The sequence below is a fragment of the Peptoclostridium acidaminophilum DSM 3953 genome (genome assembly GCF_000597865.1).
In the GTDB taxonomy this organism is placed as follows: domain Bacteria; phylum Bacillota; class Clostridia; order Peptostreptococcales; family Peptostreptococcaceae; genus Peptoclostridium_A; species Peptoclostridium_A acidaminophilum.
The window spans coordinates 1,682,880-1,700,512 of the sequence record NZ_CP007452.1 but is presented as its reverse complement, the minus strand read 5'-3'; the positions used below and the strand labels follow the sequence as shown (position 1 = coordinate 1,700,512).

At 45.6% G+C, this 17,633-nt stretch carries 17 protein-coding genes and 1 other annotated feature; of the genes, 14 read left to right on the top strand and 3 right to left on the bottom strand.

All coding sequences use genetic code 11. The features are described 5' to 3' along the window. Nucleotides 1–43 precede the first annotated feature (43 nt). The 12 genes from trxA (at nt 44) to epsC (ending at nt 12,802) form a co-directional block, all read left to right on the top strand. A complete protein-coding gene (gene trxA / locus EAL2_RS08405) occupies nt 44–376 on the top strand; it encodes a thioredoxin TrxA (RefSeq protein WP_025434639.1) in 333 nt (110 codons plus the stop codon). A 91-nt stretch (nt 377–467) separates the two neighbouring features. Continuing rightward, complete coding sequence (gene grdA / locus EAL2_RS08400; RefSeq protein ID WP_084481061.1) at nt 468–944, top strand: glycine/sarcosine/betaine reductase complex selenoprotein A; 477 nt, start codon at nt 468–470, stop codon at nt 942–944. Between the two features lie 282 nt (nt 945–1,226). Then, on the top strand, nt 1,227–2,768 hold the full coding sequence (gene grdC, locus EAL2_RS08395; RefSeq protein ID WP_025435958.1) for a glycine/sarcosine/betaine reductase complex component C subunit beta: 1,542 nt from the start codon (nt 1,227–1,229) through the stop codon (nt 2,766–2,768). Between the two features lie 10 nt (nt 2,769–2,778). Continuing rightward, on the top strand, nt 2,779–3,936 hold the full coding sequence (gene grdD, locus EAL2_RS08390; RefSeq protein WP_025434641.1) for a glycine/sarcosine/betaine reductase complex component C subunit alpha: 1,158 nt from the start codon (nt 2,779–2,781) through the stop codon (nt 3,934–3,936). Between the two features lie 377 nt (nt 3,937–4,313). Continuing rightward, on the top strand, nt 4,314–5,183 hold the full coding sequence (locus EAL2_RS08385) for a sulfide/dihydroorotate dehydrogenase-like FAD/NAD-binding protein (protein ID WP_025435957.1): 870 nt from the start codon (nt 4,314–4,316) through the stop codon (nt 5,181–5,183). Then, on the top strand, nt 5,183–6,595 hold the full coding sequence (gltA, locus tag EAL2_RS08380) for an NADPH-dependent glutamate synthase (RefSeq protein ID WP_038601986.1): 1,413 nt from the start codon (nt 5,183–5,185) through the stop codon (nt 6,593–6,595). The genes EAL2_RS08385 and gltA overlap by 1 nt, the downstream gene beginning before the upstream one ends. A 200-nt stretch (nt 6,596–6,795) precedes the next feature. Continuing rightward, nucleotides 6,796–8,454, top strand: a complete 1,659-nt coding sequence (locus EAL2_RS08375) for a phosphoenolpyruvate carboxykinase (ATP) (RefSeq protein WP_025435955.1) — start codon at nt 6,796–6,798, stop codon at nt 8,452–8,454. A gap of 54 nt (nt 8,455–8,508) precedes the next feature. Beyond that, complete coding sequence (locus EAL2_RS08370; RefSeq protein ID WP_025435954.1) at nt 8,509–8,967, top strand: S-ribosylhomocysteine lyase; 459 nt, start codon at nt 8,509–8,511, stop codon at nt 8,965–8,967. Nucleotides 8,968–9,015: 48 nt separating this feature from the next. Further along, nucleotides 9,016–9,963 (top strand): ABC transporter substrate-binding protein, encoded by a 948-nt coding sequence (locus EAL2_RS08365; protein WP_025435953.1) that lies wholly within the window; start codon nt 9,016–9,018, stop codon nt 9,961–9,963. A 16-nt stretch (nt 9,964–9,979) separates the two neighbouring features. Further along, the gene (locus tag EAL2_RS08360) at nt 9,980–11,038 is read left to right on the top strand and encodes a FecCD family ABC transporter permease (protein WP_025435952.1); all 1,059 of its coding nucleotides are present in this window, start codon (nt 9,980–9,982) and stop codon (nt 11,036–11,038) included. Nucleotides 11,039–11,043: 5 nt separating this feature from the next. Then, nucleotides 11,044–11,844, top strand: coding sequence for an ABC transporter ATP-binding protein (locus EAL2_RS08355; RefSeq protein ID WP_025435951.1), 801 nt, complete (start codon nt 11,044–11,046; stop codon nt 11,842–11,844). 131 nt (nt 11,845–11,975) lie between these two features. After that, nucleotides 11,976–12,191, top strand: a binding site (T-box leader). Between the two features lie 59 nt (nt 12,192–12,250). Then, complete coding sequence (epsC, locus tag EAL2_RS08350) at nt 12,251–12,802, top strand: serine O-acetyltransferase EpsC (protein WP_025435950.1); 552 nt, start codon at nt 12,251–12,253, stop codon at nt 12,800–12,802. Between the two features lie 49 nt (nt 12,803–12,851). Here the strand turns inward: epsC and EAL2_RS08345 are convergent, their stop codons facing one another. Beyond that, entirely contained in the window at nt 12,852–13,976 is a 1,125-nt protein-coding gene (locus tag EAL2_RS08345) for a site-2 protease family protein (RefSeq protein WP_158408910.1), read from the bottom strand. A 232-nt stretch (nt 13,977–14,208) separates the two neighbouring features. On the opposite strand from EAL2_RS08345, the gene EAL2_RS08340 reads away from it, so the two are divergent. Together EAL2_RS08340 and EAL2_RS08335 are read left to right on the top strand one after the other, a co-directional pair. Beyond that, nucleotides 14,209–15,384 (top strand): RNA-guided endonuclease InsQ/TnpB family protein, encoded by a 1,176-nt coding sequence (locus tag EAL2_RS08340; protein ID WP_025435948.1) that lies wholly within the window; start codon nt 14,209–14,211, stop codon nt 15,382–15,384. A 332-nt stretch (nt 15,385–15,716) separates the two neighbouring features. Further along, on the top strand, nt 15,717–16,634 hold the full coding sequence (locus tag EAL2_RS08335; RefSeq protein ID WP_025435947.1) for a DUF523 domain-containing protein: 918 nt from the start codon (nt 15,717–15,719) through the stop codon (nt 16,632–16,634). A 93-nt stretch (nt 16,635–16,727) separates the two neighbouring features. Here EAL2_RS08335 and EAL2_RS08330 read toward each other — a convergent pair whose 3' ends face one another. Together EAL2_RS08330 and EAL2_RS08325 are read right to left on the bottom strand one after the other, a co-directional pair. Beyond that, the gene (locus EAL2_RS08330; protein ID WP_025435946.1) at nt 16,728–17,324 is read right to left on the bottom strand and encodes a lysine exporter LysO family protein; all 597 of its coding nucleotides are present in this window, start codon (nt 17,322–17,324) and stop codon (nt 16,728–16,730) included. A gap of 1 nt (nt 17,325) precedes the next feature. Further along, nucleotides 17,326–17,580 carry a LysO family transporter gene (locus tag EAL2_RS08325; protein WP_242842462.1) on the bottom strand — a complete coding sequence of 85 codons (255 nt, stop codon included), beginning with the start codon at nt 17,578–17,580 and terminating at the stop codon, nt 17,326–17,328. Between the last annotated feature and the right edge of the window lie 53 nt (nt 17,581–17,633).

Genomic DNA, 17,633 nt, shown 5'->3' with positions numbered 1-17,633 from the left:
AAAGTTAATAATATAATAAAACTTTAAAAGGAGATGACTTTTAATGAGCGCATTACTAGTTGAAATAGACAAGGATCAATTCCAAGCAGAGGTACTAGAGGCAGAAGGCTATGTACTAGTTGATTACTTCAGCGACGGCTGTGTACCATGCAAGGCTCTTATGCCTGACGTGGAAGAGCTGGCTGCTAAATACGAAGGCAAGGTTGCATTCCGTAAATTCAACACAAGCTCAGCAAGAAGACTTGCAATAAGCCAAAAAATACTTGGACTTCCAACAATAACACTTTACAAGGGTGGACAAAAGGTAGAGGAAGTTACTAAAGACGACGCTACTAGAGAAAACATAGATGCAATGATAGCTAAGCACGTTGGCTAATATTTACTATCTTAATTAAGTAAGTAGACTTTGGCCGTTTGGCGGGAGTTTATTTTATAGATTTAAAATTTTTTATAGGAGGATGGTAACCATGAGTTTGTTTGACGGCAAAAAAGTCATCATCATCGGTGACAGAGACGGTATACCAGGTCCTGCTATCGCAGAATGTTTAAAAGGCACTGCAGCAGAAGTAGTTTACTCTGCTACAGAATGCTTTGTCTGAACAGCTGCTGGTGCAATGGACCTAGAGAATCAGAATAGGGTTAAAGGCTTTGCTGATCAGTTTGGAGCAGAGAATCTTGTAGTTCTTGTTGGTGCAGCAGAAGCTGAATCAGCAGGACTAGCTGCTGAAACTGTTACAGCAGGAGACCCTACATTCGCAGGACCACTTGCAGGAGTCCAGTTGGGACTAAGAGTATTCCACGCAGTTGAGCCAGAATTCAAAGATGCGGTAGACTCAGCAGTTTACGATGAGCAAATAGGTATGATGGAAATGGTTCTTGACGTTGACTCGATAATAGCTGAAATGAAGTCAATAAGAGAGCAGTTTGGTAAGTTCAACGACTAATAGCAGTATATACCAAAAAATAAAAGCATGTGCCGGATAGTTTTATCCGGCACATGCTTAGCAAAAGTATAAATGGGTGATTTTCCAAATCACCCATTTATTAAAATGCAGGAATTTTAACAAAAAAATTATAATCAAGAAAACTACGATAAGATTATTTTATAGATTTAGATATAAGAGAGATATATGGTGGAAGGCTGTCTGATGACAAATTTCTACATTATATATAATATGCTTAATAATAAGCAAATATGATTTCAAAAATTTTGGAGGTGTCAATATATGAATTTTCCAGTTCTTAAAGGTGCGGGATACGTTCTCGTGCACACACCAGACATGATAATGCACAACGGAACAACTCAGACAACAGAAAAGATTGTAAACCCAGAATCAGAATACCTAAAAAAGCTGCCTGAGCATTTAAGATCATTTGAAGACGTAGTAGCATACGCTCCAAACCAGACATACATTGGAAGCATGACTCCAGAGGCACTTGGAGAAATAGCAATGCCATGGTGGACAGAAGACAAGAAAGTGGCGGGAGCCGACAGATACGGAAAGCTTGGAGAGATAATGCCTCAGGACGAGTTCCTTGCGCTTATGTCTGCATCAGACGTATTCGACCTTGTGCTTTTCGAAAAAGAGTTCATAGAGGGAGCAAAGGCTAAGCTTGCAGCTCACCCTGTAGTAGGCAACCTTGCAGAGAGCGTAAACGCAGGAGTAGAGCTAGCTGAGATAGAAAAGCAGCTAAGCGAGTTCCACGCAGAAGGACTATACAATAACGGCAAGCTTGTAGGCTGCGTAAAAAGAGCCCACGACGTAGACGTGAACCTAAACTCTCATACAATGCTTGAGAACCTTGCGGTTAAGGCATCAGGAGTGCTTGCTCTTGCAAACCTTATAGCTAAAAACAACGTAAACCCAGCTGAAGTGGACTACATCATAGAGTGCTCTGAAGAGGCTTGCGGAGACATGAACCAAAGAGGAGGCGGAAACTTCGCCAAGGCTCTTGCAGAAATGACTGGCTGCGTTAACGCGACAGGCTCAGACATGAGAGGCTTCTGCGCAGGACCAACTCACGCACTTATAGCGGCAGCGGCGCTAGTTAAATCAGGCGTATACAAGAACGTAATAATAGCAGCGGGTGGAGCGACAGCAAAGCTTGGAATGAACGGAAAAGACCACGTTAAGAAAGAAATGCCAATACTTGAGGACTGCCTTGGCGGCTTCGCGGTTCTAGTTAGCGAAAACGACGGAGTAAACCCAATTCTAAGAACAGACCTAGTGGGAAGACACACAGTTGCAACTGGATCAGCTCCACAGGCTGTAATAGGCTCTCTAGTTCTAAGCCCACTAAAAGCAGGCGGACTTAAAATAACAGACGTAGACAAGTACTCGGTAGAAATGCAAAACCCAGACATAACTAAGCCGGCAGGAGCAGGAGACGTTCCAGAGGCCAACTACAAGATGATAGGCGCACTTGCTGTCATGGGAAAAGAAATAGAAAGAGCAGACATAGCAGCTTTCGTTGAAAAGCACGGAATGGTTGGTTGGGCTCCAACACAAGGCCACATACCATCAGGAGTACCATACATCGGCTTTGCAATAAGCGACCTTACAGAAGGCTCAGTAAACAGAACTATGATAGTAGGAAAGGGAAGCCTCTTCCTTGGAAGAATGACAAACCTTTTCGATGGTGTTTCAATAGTAGCAGAGAGAAACACAGGCAAAGTGGAGTCAGGAAGCTCAGTATCAACAGAAGAGATAAGAAAAATGATAGCAGAATCTATGAAGGATTTCGCAGCACATCTATTAGCTGAATAGGGGTGAAAAAATGTCAGATATAAAACAAATGATAGGCAAGACTTTCATGGAGATAGCAGACGCTATCGAAACAGGAAGCTTCGCTGGAAAAGTAAAAGTAGGAATAACAACCCTGGGCAGCGAGCACGGAGTAGAGAACCTGGTAAAGGGAGCAGAGCTTGCAGCTAAAGACGCAGCCGGCTTTGACATAGTGCTTATAGGACCAAAGGTTGAAACAAGCCTTGAAGTAGTAGAGGTAGCAACAGAAGAAGAAGCGCACAAGAAAATGGAAGAGCTTCTAGACAGCGGCTATATCCACTCTTGCGTAACAGTGCACTATAACTTCCCAATAGGCGTATCGACAGTAGGAAGGGTAGTAACACCTGGAATGGGCAAGGAGATGTTCATAGCAACAACAACAGGAACATCTGCGGCTCAAAGAGTCGAGGCCATGGTAAGAAACGCGCTTTACGGAATAATAACAGCAAAGTCAATGGGAATAGAAAACCCGACAGTTGGAATACTAAACCTTGACGGAGCAAGAGCAGTAGAAAGAGCGCTTAAGGAGCTTGCAGGAAACGGCTACCCTATAACATTCGCAGAGTCGCTAAGAGCTGACGGCGGAAGCGTAATGAGAGGAAACGACCTTCTTGGCGGAGCTGCAGACGTAATGGTAACAGACTCGCTAACAGGCAACATAATGATGAAGGTGTTCTCGTCATACACAACAGGCGGAAGCTACGAGGGACTAGGCTACGGCTACGGCCCTGGAATAGGCGACGGCTACAACAGGACAATACTGATACTCTCAAGAGCGTCAGGAGTTCCAGTAGCTGCAAACGCAATAAAATACGCAGCCAAGCTTGCGCAAAACAACGTGAAGGCGATAGCAGCGGCAGAGTTCAAGGCGGCCAAGGCGGCAGGCCTCGAGAGCATACTTGCGGGACTAAGCAAGGACACTAAGAAAGCCTCTACAGAGGAAGAAGTGAAGATGCCTCCTAAGGAAGTAGTAACAGGAACAATCTCAGGCGTAGACGTAATGGACCTTGAAGACGCACAGAAAGTGCTTTGGAAAGCCGGAATATACGCAGAGAGCGGAATGGGCTGCACAGGACCTATAGTAATGGTAAACGAAGCCAAGGTTGAAGAAGCGGCAAAGATACTTAAGGATGCAGGCATAGTAGCTTAATAGCTATGCAGCCAGATCTTAACAATAAATAAACAATGTCAGAATATGAAAGGCAGGAATAATTTCCTGCCTTTTTTTTAATATAATGAATATTCACAATAATCTATACAATTTCTTGTTAAAATAGTGAAAAAATTAGCAAAAAATCAATGAAACCTAGACTGACACGCTAATGTAAGTCTGTCTTCTTAATATGGAAAAAAATAACATCAAAAAAGAGCTAATCAACTTGATAATTAATAAATAAACTGATATAATCAATATTGTAGAGACATAAAGCAAAAGGGCTGCCAGATTAAACCAATCTGAAAGTCCTTTTTTCCGGTAGCACGGTAAATGTTGTGAATATTCAAAAAATTAAACCATGGAGGCGTGAAATGTTCAAAATAGTTGAAAAGAAAGTACTTGCGCCATCTATATTCCTTATGAAAATAGATGCGCCAAGGGTAGCAAAATCAGCTAAGCCAGGACAGTTTGTAATAATCAGAATGGATGAAAAGGGTGAAAGAATACCGCTGACAATATGCGACTATGACAAAGAGGCGGGAACGGTTACAATAGTAGTTCAGTCTATGGGATGCTCAACAAGAAGAATGGCAGAGTTCAACGAAGGCGACTACTTCTCGGACTTCGTAGGACCTCTTGGAAGAGAGTCTGAGTTTGTTCATGAGAGCATTGATGCACTAAAAAACAAGAAGATACTATTTGTTGCAGGCGGAGTTGGAACAGCTCCTGTTTACCCGCAGGTAAAGTGGCTTCATGAAAATGGAATAGATGCAGATGTAATAATAGGTGCAAAGAACAAAGAAATGATGATAATGGAAGAAGAGCTAAAGAGCGTGAGCAAGAACCTTTATCCTGCAACTGACGACGGATCATACGGCTTCAAGGGTCTTGTAACTGAGGTTATAAAGGATCTTGTTGTAAACCAGGGCAAGAAGTATGACGAGGTCATTGCAATAGGGCCAATGATAATGATGAAATTCGTATGCAAGGTTACAGAAGAGCTCAAGATACCTACAATAGTTAGCATGAACCCAATAATGGTTGACGGCACAGGAATGTGCGGCGCCTGCAGGGTTACTGTAAACGGCGAGACAAAATTCGCATGCGTTGACGGTCCGGAGTTTGACGGACACAAGGTTGACTTTGATGAGGCCATGAAGAGGCAAACACTCTACAAGTCGGAAGAGTGCAAAAAGACAGAAAGCTACGAGAAAAACTGCAAGATTGGAGGAGCCAACTAATGTCTGAGATAGTAGTAGATAAAATGAAGAAAGTTCCTGTAAGAGAGCAGGATCCACAGGTTAGAGCCAAGAACTTTGAAGAGGTTTGCTATGGATATAACGAAGAGGAAGCAGTGGCAGAGGCTACAAGATGCCTTAACTGCAAGCACAAGCCATGTGTTACTATGTGCCCTGTTGCAATAGATATACCAGCTTTCATACAGCAGGTTGTAAAAAGGGATTTTGCAGAGGCTGCAAGAATAATAGCCAAGTATTCTGCTCTTCCTGCAGTTTGTGGAAGGGTTTGTCCACAAGAGGTCCAGTGCGAATCCAAGTGCGTACTCGGCATAAAAGGCGAGCCTGTTTCTATAGGAAAGCTTGAAAGATTCGTAGCTGACTGGGCAAGAGAAAACAATGTTGACCTTTCTCACACAGAGCCAAAGAACGGTAAGAAAGTTGCTGTTATAGGCTCGGGTCCTGCAGGTGTTACTTGCGCAGGAGACCTTGCAAAGATGGGCTACGACGTTACAATATTCGAAGCGCTTCATGAGCCGGGCGGAGTTCTTCTATACGGAATACCTGAATTCAGACTTCCAAAGGACGGCGTAGTAAAGCCGGAGCTTGAGAACCTGCTTAAGCTTGGAGTGAAGATAGAGACTAACGTAATAGCAGGCAGAACTATAACTATAGACGCGCTTATGGAAGAAGAAGGCTTCGAGGCTGTATTCATAGGCTCTGGAGCGGGACTTCCCAAGTTCATGGGAATACCTGGAGAGAACCTTAACGGTGTGTTCTCGGCAAACGAATTCCTTACAAGAAACAACCTTATGAAGGCATTCAGAGATGACTACGATACTCCTATAAAGCCGGGCACAAAGGTTGCCGTAGTTGGCGGCGGAAACGTTGCTATGGATGCTGCAAGAACAGCGCTAAGACTTGGAGCTCAGGTTTATATAGTATACAGAAGATCTGAAGCCGAGCTTCCAGCAAGGGTGGAGGAAGTGCACCACGCCAAAGAGGAAGGCATAATATTCGAGCTTCTTACTAACCCGACAGAGATAGTAGGAGACGAAAACGGCTGGGTTAAGGGAATGAAGTGCGTGAGAATGGAGCTTGGAGAGCCTGATGAGTCTGGAAGAAGAAGACCTCAAGTAATCGAAGGTTCGGAGTTCACTCTTGACGTAGACACTGTTATAATGTCGCTTGGAACTTCTCCAAATCCGCTAATATCAGACACTACAAAAGGCCTTGATGTAAACAAATACAAGTGCATAGTAGCCGATGAAGAAACAGGAAAGACTTCAAGAGAAGGCATATTTGCAGGCGGAGACGCAGTTACAGGAGCGGCTACAGTTATACTTGCAATGGGCGCAGGAAAACAGGCAGCTGTTGCAATAGATGAATATATAAAGAGTAAACAGGAAAGCAAATAAGGCGAGAAATAAATAAATATGTCTCAAAAATCCCCTTTTGATAAGCTGAAAGGGGATTTTTTTTATTTTATTAAGCAAATTCGATATTTTTGTTGTTTTGATAAGTGATTAGCGTTTATAATTTGGGATATGGTATGAAAAAAAGTCCGACGAGATGGTATAATGAAAATACATATCATAATGTTTTGGAGCGTGATTAGATGGCTACTAATTCGAATTTTGACAGAAATATGATCGGTTCTAAAAACCCCATATTTTCGCAGATAAGGACTACAATAGAAACCGCATTCCTTGGAAACAACGTGGAAGATGTAACATGCATAAAAAAGGCATACAATCTGGCCTGCAGCTCGCCGGGCACTATAGTGACAGATATGATGGTGCACAGGCCGCAGGAAATAGGGCTTGATGAGGATGCCAGGATACTGCTTTTCAACGACGGAGCAGTAAGCGGAAGATGCGCCGCGGCAAGAAGGATAATAGGAGAGTTCAATGTCAACCAGGACGACCTTGCTTCGAAGCTGCGCGACGCTGTATATGGCGCGAGATACAGGAAGCTCTACCATGCGCAGGCCTACATAGGCCTTCATCCTGACTACATGATAAAGGCCCACCTGCTTATACCTGAGGGCCATGAAAATGTCCTCTATAACTGGATGCTCAACTTTCAGCACATGAACGAAGAGTACAACAGCATGTATTCGGACTCGAAAATATACGAAAACGAAGGCGACATCTACGTGTTTTCAGATCCAGAATGGAGTCATAGCGACCACCCGATGGGTCTTTCGCTGTTTGATCCTACTCACAACTGCGCAGCGCTCCTTGGCATGAGATACTTCGGAGAACACAAGAAGGGCACGTTAACGCTCGCATGGGGCTGCGCCAACAGAAACGGATTCGCAGCGTGCCACGCAGGCCAAAAGAGGTACAACCTTGACTGCGGCAGGAAATTCGTGGCCGGAGTGTTTGGACTCTCAGGCTCCGGAAAATCCACAATAACACATGCCAAGCATGGCGGAAAATACGACGTTACAGTGCTGCACGACGATGCCTTTGTAATACATACACAGGATTGCTCGTCTGTTGCGCTCGAGCCCACATATTTCGACAAGACGCAGGACTATCCTCTGGAAGTTGAGGACAACAAGTTCCTCATAACGGTGCAAAACTGCGGAGCCACAATTGATTCAAACGGGAAAAAGGTAATAGTGACAGAGGACATAAGAAACGGAAACGGCAGGGCCATAAAATCAAAGCTCTGGGCGCCTAACAGGGTGGACAAATTCGAAGAGCCTATAAATGCGATATTCTGGATAATGAAGGATTCGACTATGCCTCCTGTTGTAAAGATTAAAAACCCAGTGCTGGCAGCTACAATGGGCGCCACGCTTGCAACAAAGAGGAGCACCGCCGAAAGACTTGCGCCGGGCGTAGATCCCGAGGAGCTTGTAATAGAGCCTTATGCCAATCCTTTCAGAACATATCCGCTTGTAGAGGACTACAACAAGTTCAAGATGCTCTTTGAAAAAAGGGGAGTCGAATGCTACATCCTCAATACCGGCTTTTTCATGTACAAAAAGATAACTAAGGAAACAACGCTGGCCGTAATAGAGAGCATAATAGAAGGCAATGCAAGGTTTAAAAAGTGGGGAAGACTGCCTCACCTGGAGACACTTGACATAGAAGGCTTCAATCCCGATATGAACGATACTTCGTATGTAAGCGAGCTTGCCAACAGGCTCAGCGACAGAGTAAGATTTATTAAGTCCAAGGCATCAGAAGGCGGAGGCTTTGACAGGTTGCCGGAGGAAGCGCTTGAATCGCTAATAAATCTTGTCACACAGCTCAACAGATAAAGATTCAGATATATACAGGCATCAGCAAATATTATAATTGCGGAGGTAGAATAAATGAAGAATGTAGTAGTAGAGAGCTTTACAATGGACCATACAGTAGTAAAGGCGCCTTTTGTGAGAAAATGCGGAGTTATAACAACGCCCAAGGGAGATACAATAACAAAGTTCGACCTGAGATTTGTGCAGCCCAACGTGGAGTCAATGCCTACAGCTGCAATACATGCGCTTGAGCATCTCATGGCAGGATTTATAAGGGAGGAGCTCGACAATGTGGTAGACCTGTCGCCCATGGGCTGCAGGACAGGCTTTTATCTGATAATGGTGGGAGAGCTGTCTGAAGAGGAGGTAGCAAAGGCGCTTATAAGCTCGCTTGAAAAGGTGATTGCATCAGAAGAAGTGCCGGCGGCAAACCCTGTGCAATGCGGCAACTACAAGGATATGTCGCTCTTTGGAGCCAAGGAGTACGCCAAGGAAGTCCTGCCAAAGCTTGTTGAAAAGTACAAGGGCAACTAATAAGTCGCGGAATACAAAGCAAAAACACTGAATTATATGGAGGAAATGATGAGCAGATTAAGCAGAAGAATCGCGGCAATATTTTTGATAATAGTAGCCTTTGTAATGGCAGCAGGCTGCAGCCAGACAGGACCAGCGGACTCAAGCAGCTCAAAGGGAGCGTCAGCCGAGGCGAGCGCATACCCTCTTGAGATAAAGGATTCACATGGCAGAACGGTAGTAATAGAGAAAAAGCCTGAAAGGGTAGTATCGATAGCACCTGGAATAACAGAAAGCATATTTGCAATAGGCAAGGGCGAGGTGCTTGTGGGCAGGACTGACTACTGCACATATCCCAAGGAGACTGATGGTATAGAGTCAATTGGCGGAATGCAGGATCCAAACATCGAAAAGATAGTGGAACTGGATCCCGATATTGTAATAGCCTCAGCGCACTTCAAGGAGGAGACTCTCGAGAAGCTCGAGGAGCTCGGCCTTAAGGTAGTGGTGCTATACGGAGAAGAGAGCTTCGAGGGCGTATACGATATCATAGGAAAGCTCGGAACCATACTCGACGCAAAGGCAAATGCAAATGAGCTGACAGCCGAGATGGAAAGCAGAGTTGCCGCAGTTAAAGCCAAGGTTAACGGACTTGAAAAGCCTAGCGTTTACTATGTTATAGGCTTTGGGGAGTACGGCGATTTCACGGCCGGCAGCGACACCTTCATATCAAAGATGATTGAAATGGCCGGCGGCACAAACGCGGCCAGCGACGTAAAGGGCTGGAAATACAGCCTCGAAAGGCTCGTAGAAAACGATCCGGACATACTGATATGCTCGAGCGAATACTCGCCATCTGAGCAGGTGGCTGCTGCAAACGGCTACAAGGAACTCAGCGCGGTCAAAAATGGGAGCATATTCACAATTGAAACGGATACAGTTGAAATACAAGGTCCAAGACAAGTGGAAGGACTTGAAGAGCTTGCAAGGATAATACACCCTGAAGCCTTCAAGTAAAGGCTGGGAACATACGATGGAAATAGAAGAAAGAAAAAAGAGGCGCGCAGGAGCGTTTTGGATAATGGCAGTTGCTGCATTCCTGATTGCCGTATTAATGACCACTGTGGGCACGGCGTCCATATCCTTTGGAGATGCGCTGAAAATAGTCCTCAGCGCATTGCCGCATATCGGGGACTATGTGGACATATCAGGAATAAAGGCTTCCCACGTTGCCATAATAAAAAACATAAGACTGCCGAGGATAATAATCTCCGCGCTTGTGGGAATGGCGCTTTCAATCTCGGGAGCGGTGCTCCAGGGAATATTCAAAAACCCAATGGCGGACCCCTATGTGCTCGGAGTTTCATCCGGGGCTGCCTTCGGGGCCACGTTGTCAATAGCGCTGGGGATAAGCTTTGAATTTGCGGGTCTTAGCTCTACAGGGGTGTTTGCCTTTGTTGGAGCGATTGGAGCAACCATGACCGTATACGGTCTTTCAATAAAAAACAACAAAGCAGACATGACATCTCTTCTGCTTGCCGGGATAGCTATAAACTTCTTCCTTTCGTCACTTATATCTCTCATAATGACGTTCAACAGGGAGCAGGTTGAAAAGATAATTTTCTGGACCATGGGAAGCGTGTCGGCAGCAAGCTGGAACCAGGTGGCCATAAGCCTGCCGCTGATAACAGCCGGCTGCCTGCTGGCAATGTTTTTTTCCAGAGAGCTCAACGTAATGCTAATGGGAGATGAGACGGCTTCAAGCCTTGGGGTGGATGTCCCAAGGACACGGGGAATACTCCTGGTTTTGGCGTCAGTCGTATCGGCTGCCGCCGTTTCAGTAAGCGGCATAATAGGTTTTGTGGGTCTTGTAATACCTCACGTAGTAAGGATTTTCGCGGGCCCTGACCATAGAACTCTTATGCCGCTTGCAATTATAAGCGGAGCGATCTTCATGATGCTCGCCGACATGCTTGCCAGAACACTGGCATCTCCGTCTGAAATACCAATAGGTGTTATAACCGCCATGCTGGGAGCGCCATATTTCATATACCTTCTCAACAGCACTAAAAACTCGATATTCAAGAGGTGAAGAGCTTGCAGAATTTGCTTGACATAGAAAATCTCAACTTGAGCCTGGATAAAAAAAGAATACTCACAGACATAAGCCTGAGCATACAGGAGGGCTCCTTCACCTGCATAACAGGGCCGAACGGGTCTGGAAAGACTACCCTTATGAAGGGGATTGCAGGGCTGCTAAGGCCGGACAGCGGAAGAATACTGCTTGAGGGCAGGGATACAAGCAGTCTGAGTTCGAAAAAGATAGCCCTGAGCGTGGCATACGTTCCCCAGGATACTGTCATTGACTTTGAATTCAGCGCCATTGACATAGTAATGATGGGAAGGTCTCCTCACATTAGGCGTTTTTCGACTGAAAACAGGAGGGACTATGAAATAGCCTGCGAAGCTATGGAGCTAACAGGCACACTTGAGCTAAGGGACAAGAGCATAAAGGGCATGAGCGGCGGAGAGCGCCAGCGAGTCATGATAGCAAGGGCCCTTGCTCAGCAGCCAAAGCTGCTCCTGCTTGACGAACCGACATCGAGCCTTGACATACATCACCAGATAGAGCTTCTGGATGTGCTAAAGGAGCTGAGCAAAAATAGGGGCATGGCCATTGCGGCTGCGATACACGACTTGAACCTGGCCATGCAATACAGCGACAAGGCGTTGCTGCTGGACAAGGGAAGCGTGTATGCACTTGGTGAGCCTGAGAATGTGCTTTCAAGAGAAAACGTATCGAAGGTGTACGGAATAGACATATACATCATAGAAAATCCGCTCACAGGCAAACCGCATATAATACCCTTCAAAAATAAGGCTGCAAATTCACTCTAATTCCAATTTTAATCCCTAGTGAAATACTATGAAATAATTATTGACATTGATAATTTAGTGTCTTATAATTAATTTAAAGTCAATCTTAATTAAGATTATCAACACTTAAATGCTTGAAATTCAAATCTATATCAAATTCCGTGAAGGGAAGAGTAGCAAAGGAATTGGCAAAAGCGAGCCGGAGATTGGTGAGAGTCCGGCGGTCATGAAGCTTGTGAAGTGCATCCCGGAGAAGTCGCTTTGAAACCAACAGGGAGTAGAAACGACCGGCGAAGGCCGTTAAAGCTTTTAAAGAAGGCGTAAAGCCTTGAAAAAGAGTGGAACCGCGAATATATCTCGCCTCTTGCAGCAGCAAGAGGGGGGATTTTTTTAATGTTTGAAAATGTGTGATAAGGAGGCTTTCCAAATGAGAGAGTACATCAAGACGTATATGGAGAAGGACCCGGCGGCAACTAACGCATTCGAGGTGTTTTTGAATTTTCCTGGGCTTCATGCGGTGCTTGCCCACAAGCTCAACCATTTCCTGTATAAAAAGGGATTCAGGGTAACATCAAGGTTCTTGTCCAACATAGTTAGATTCTTTACGGGAGTCGAGATACACCCCGGAGCAACGATTGGAAAAAGACTTTTCATAGACCACGGCATGGGCATAGTAATAGGTGAAACAGCCGAGATAGGCGACGATGTCATGCTTTATCAGGGAGTGACTCTTGGCGGAACCGGAAAGGACAAGGGCAAAAGGCACCCCACAATAGGCAATAACGTAATGATTTCTGCGGGAGCCAAGATACTTGGTCCCATTATGATAAATGAAAATGCCAAGGTAGGCGCAAATGCGGTAGTATTGAGAGAAGTGCCTGCCAACAGCACGGTTGTCGGAATACCTGCAAGAGTAGTCAAGATAGACGGCGTAAGGGTGTGCGACAAGGTAAATATTCCAAACACGGTGTGTGTTTGAACCGGATAAAGAAGAAAAGGACTCGCTTTGATAGCGGGTCCTTTTCTTGTCAGCTGTGAAGTTCGTTGTACATAGATATATACTTTATAAGATCTGTCTTTGAAAGAATCCCCAGGAGGCCGTGTTCGTCCATTACAAGGAACCTTCCGAGCGGGTTCGAAGAAAGTCTTCTGAGCGCATTTTCAGCAGTCTCCTCGGGTGCTATTATGAAGCTGCCATCGAGAGGCTGGAAGAGCTGCTTTACTGTGATTTTGTCCATGTCCTCTTCACGCACCGCTTTTAAAGCTTTAAGCATAATAACGCCGGCAATCCTGCCTTCGCTAAGCACCGGAAAGAACGGATGCTTGTAATGGAAGAAGAAATCCTTGAGAAGTCTCGATGCTGTCATGTCCATGTCTACCGTTACGACTGGCGATGTCATTATGTCTTTTACTAGCACTCCTGCAAACAGCTTTTCGAACAGGGAGTTCTGGTATGATGCCTTTGCGGACTGGCCCAGGAAAACTCCTATCATTATAAGCCACGCGCCGTTTAATATGTTTCCCGAGAGTATGTTGAGCATCCCAAGCATCATAAGCGTATACGAGAAAAATGTGCCTGATGCGCTTGCTATCTTTGCTGCATATATCCTGTCTTTTTTGATCTTCCATATGAGGGCGGTGAGTATTCTACCGCCGTCAAGGGGCATTGCCGGAAACAGGTTGAAAACTGCAAGCACAATGTTCATCTGGCCTATATATGCAAGGGGAGCCGAAATCATCTCAGAGGCATTGGCAAGCGTAAGGATGTTGGAAGTCACTGTGAAGAGTATAGCCAAAAAAAGACTCATGAGAGGCCCGGCGATTGCTATCAGGAATTCCTTGCCCGGAGTGTCGGCATCCCTTTCTATATAGGCCGTGCCCCCGAATATAAACAGAGATATCTTTTTTACGGCTATGCCAAAATGCCTGGATACGAGCGAATGCGAAAGCTCATGCAACAGCACGGAAACAAAAAGCATTATAGCTATGAAAGCTCCCTCCGCCCAATACACCCACTCCGGCCAGTCCTTAAAATAAGTCGGGAAATAGTAATTTGCAAACATGTATGTTATAAGAAGAAAAATCACTATCCAGTTGTAGTTGAGCTCTATGTCAATTCCTTTGATTCTGCCTATCCTTATTGAATTGCTCAAATTAATCACTCCCTTTGCTGTGAAATGTATGAACAGAACTGCGTGTTTGTAAAATATTAACATATTTTCTGGCAAGAATTCCCCCGCCTCTAAGCAAGACGTAGGCGTTGGGATGAATTGCCGGGTTTTTATATGTTTTTCTTTGAAAAATCATGGGTTTTGAGCAAATAATCGGGTATAATTAAAATACAGAACATATGTTCTGTATTTATTTGCGAAAGGAGCAGTCTCAATGATTAGATGCCACAAAACAGACTTTTACTCAACCAAGTCCGACCTCGACAGGCTTTTTGCGTGCAACCGCATTTCTGCCGAGATTTGGAATGCCTGTCTTGCCGTCTCAAAGGACTACTCCCTTGAAAACGGCGGAAAGTGGATAGGCAAGTCCCAGCTTCAAGCCGAAATGAAGGGCAAGTTCCCCCTTCACAGCCAATCGGTGCAAGCTGTTTGCCACAAATACCTGTTCGCCAGAGATGCAGCCCGTGCCGCTAATCTCAAGGGCTACAAGAACAAATACCCCTACAAGAGCAAAAAGCACTACAACACCAAATGGATTGACAAGGCTTTCAAGGTTTTCCCTAACGGGAAAATAGAGCTTTCCATGGGCATAGCCCACGGAAAGAGGCAAAAACCCATAACCATCTGGTGCAAGTATGTCCCCGTCGGGGACATCAAGGAGATAGAGCTTGTCTACGACATGGGGCTCATGGTCTCTATGAGCTACGACGACTACGCAGGAGAAGCTGAAAACGCCGGCACTCTCAAAGTCGGCGTAGACCTTGGCGAGATACACTCTATCGCCGCCTTCTGCGAAAGCGGAGAGAGCTTAATTATAACAGGCAGAAAGCTCCGAAGTATACACAGGCTCAGAAACAAGAAACTCGCAGAGCTTCAAAGGCTTATGAGCAGGTGCAAGAAGGGTTCACGCCAGTGGAGACGTTATAACCAGGCCAAGCAGTACATCTTGTCCAAGTCCGAAAAACAACTGAAGGACGCCCTGCACAAGTCTAGCAGGAAGTTTGCCGATTGGTGCTTAACCAATGCTGTGGGAGAAGTCGCCGTGGGCAAGGTCGAAGGCGTCCAACGTAACACCAAGGGCAAGCTTAGGAAAAAGGAATCCCAAAAGCTCTCGAACTGGGCGTTCGGCAGGCTCCAAGCCTACATGGAGTACAAGCTCAACGCATGCGGCATAGCCATGTCCAAGATTGATGAAAGCTACACAACGCAGACATGCCCTGTCTGCGGCAAGAGGAAGAAGACCTCTGGCAGAAGCTACAAGTGCAAATGCGGCTACAGCTGCCACCGTGACATCCACGGGGCAAGAAACATCCTCTCCAAGCATATCCACGGAGGGTGGATAACATATGTAGCCGACATTGCGAATATAACGTATCTACGGATAGCATAGGACATCCTGTGCTTGAAGTTAGTAGAAGGGCTGTTCCGCCCCGCCCGAAAGGGCGTTGCTTGCTTAGAAATCCCAATCTGCCCCCGCAGCGATGCTGTGAGGGCATGCAGCCAACCTGCATGCCTGTGTGGGAGAAAGGATTTTCGATGGCAAGAAACCCCCAACTTCAAGCTCTGTTAGGAGCTAAGTGGGGGAGGTTCATCTGTATTATACCCGTTTATGTTTTGGGTAAAAGCTTTCCTGTATGTTTTGGAGAGATATTTGGGTAAATACAATATAGGCAATGGAATTTAAATTAATTCATTTTAAAATATAAACGGAGAGTGGTACACATGGAAACGGTGCTGAGGGAGAAGATCAAAGTCGGCATAAGCGCATGCATGTACGGCTGCGAGGTAAGATACAATAAAAAAGGATGGAGCATGCTTGAATATCTGGGGAGGGGGCAAAGCGAATTCATATGGCATCCCGTATGCCCGGAATGCATGGCGGGTCTTGGAGTACCGCGTGAACCCATAAGGATTTCAGGCGGGAACGGAATCGATGTGTGGGAGGGGAAAGCCAGGATAAAGGGCAGAAGCGGCGAGGATGTAACAGAGAGAGTGAAGCATGGTGCCCAAGTATGCATGGAAATGCTGAAGAGCGCAGGTGTTTATGTCTACATATTCATGGAAGGGAGCCCTTCCTGCGGTGTTTACAGGACAACTCTCAAAAATAAAAGAATAGGAAAGCCGCCAGGGGTGTTCGGCGCGCTCCTTTTGAAAGAAGGCTTTTTCCTGATACCGGCGGCCGACCTTCAAAGTCCGGTGAGATGGTGGGACTGGAAAAGAAGGCTGAATGCGTTTGCTTGGCTCAGAAGTGTAGAGCTAAGATCAAAAACCGACATATACGATATGTGGCACACTATCAAATTTATCTGCCAGGAGCTTGACAACGAGGAAGCCAGAGAAATAGGAAAAATGCTGGCCAAAAATGACTGGGAGTTTAGCCCCGATTATGCGGAGGATCTGAGAAACAGCCTGCTGATGCTTCTTAGAAGACCTTCAAGCCTTCCTAAGATAAAGCACATGCTCTGGAAGCACTATATATTCTACAAGAAAAAATCCGGCATGGATGTGGATGAGATAATGAGGCCGGAAGAGTTAAGAAATATGACACATATAGCAAGTGAGCTTATGATTATGGAGAGGAAAGCTGCAGAGACTGGTTTAATGTTCGGCTCGGCGCCCATACAGTATAAGGGCAGGTAGGAAACACGGCTAAAGCAATAAACGCCCGGAAATTTTGTTGTCCGGGCGTTTGCAGTGTCATCAAAGAAAATGTTCCAGGCTAGTGCAGAGATGCTATATCGAGAAAAAGAAAGTCACAAAAAACGGAACCAGCGAGCTGAGAAGCACACCGTTTATGAAGGAAACCACAACCACAGACGGCGATGTGGCCTTGGAGATAAGCGGCAGGGTGGTGTCCATGGAAGTGGCTCCTGCCGGAGCTATAGCCGAATAGTGATTCAGATATTTGGCTATGTAGGGTATTGATATTACAGCAAAGATCTCCCTGAACACGTTGGTCATGAAGGCTATGGTCCCAACCTGCGCGTTGGCAAGCTTTGTAAGCATTATGCCGGAGAGGCTGTACCAGCCAAAGCCTGAGGCTATCGACAGGCTTATGTTGTGCGGCAATCCGAATATTAAGCCTGCGACAAGACCGCCTATAAGGCTACCTGTTATTATTGAAACCGGCACTACGAGCGATGCGAGTCCGCTTTTTTTTATGTCGCTCATAACGTTCCTGTTGGAGCCGACTTCTATGCCAATAAGAAGAAGCAGGGCATTGAGAGATACGGTCGCCAGCAGGTCGGTATTTTGCAAGAAGCTCTCGGGCATTATGAACATGCCTGATACTACGCCCGCGAGTATTGCGGCTATTATGGCAAAAGACACGCTACTCAGCTCCCTTCATAAGTTTTGAGGTTATAAGGAATACGAATGCTATGCTAAACAGTGAGGTCAGCAAAGCAAAGGAAGCAGAAACCTTGCCTATCTTCAATATGTTGGAGAGTATGTCCTTATTGGCCCCTATTGCGCAGCCCATTGAAAAAAGCAGAAATATCAGTCCCGCCTGCTGCAGCGTCGAATTTATCTTTTTCTCCTTCTCGTTCATCCCCCGGAAGTAGCCTATGGCGATGCCAGCAAACAAAAATAAAGCAATGCTCCACATTTTAATGCTCCTTTCAATTAGATATCATAAAT

What these genes read in the sequence shown, in the direction of transcription:
- trxA (WP_025434639.1), top strand. Translation starts at nt 44, where the DNA reads ATGAGCGCATTACTAGTTGAAATAGACAAGGATCAATTCCAAGCAGAG.
- grdC (WP_025435958.1), top strand. Translation starts at nt 1,227, where the DNA reads ATGAATTTTCCAGTTCTTAAAGGTGCGGGATACGTTCTCGTGCACACA.
- grdD (WP_025434641.1), top strand. Translation starts at nt 2,779, where the DNA reads ATGTCAGATATAAAACAAATGATAGGCAAGACTTTCATGGAGATAGCA.
- EAL2_RS08385 (WP_025435957.1), top strand. Translation starts at nt 4,314, where the DNA reads ATGTTCAAAATAGTTGAAAAGAAAGTACTTGCGCCATCTATATTCCTT.
- gltA (WP_038601986.1), top strand. Translation starts at nt 5,183, where the DNA reads ATGTCTGAGATAGTAGTAGATAAAATGAAGAAAGTTCCTGTAAGAGAG.
- EAL2_RS08375 (WP_025435955.1), top strand. Translation starts at nt 6,796, where the DNA reads ATGGCTACTAATTCGAATTTTGACAGAAATATGATCGGTTCTAAAAAC.
- EAL2_RS08370 (WP_025435954.1), top strand. Translation starts at nt 8,509, where the DNA reads ATGAAGAATGTAGTAGTAGAGAGCTTTACAATGGACCATACAGTAGTA.
- EAL2_RS08365 (WP_025435953.1), top strand. Translation starts at nt 9,016, where the DNA reads ATGAGCAGATTAAGCAGAAGAATCGCGGCAATATTTTTGATAATAGTA.
- EAL2_RS08360 (WP_025435952.1), top strand. Translation starts at nt 9,980, where the DNA reads ATGGAAATAGAAGAAAGAAAAAAGAGGCGCGCAGGAGCGTTTTGGATA.
- epsC (WP_025435950.1), top strand. Translation starts at nt 12,251, where the DNA reads ATGAGAGAGTACATCAAGACGTATATGGAGAAGGACCCGGCGGCAACT.
- EAL2_RS08340 (WP_025435948.1), top strand. Translation starts at nt 14,209, where the DNA reads ATGATTAGATGCCACAAAACAGACTTTTACTCAACCAAGTCCGACCTC.
- EAL2_RS08335 (WP_025435947.1), top strand. Translation starts at nt 15,717, where the DNA reads ATGGAAACGGTGCTGAGGGAGAAGATCAAAGTCGGCATAAGCGCATGC.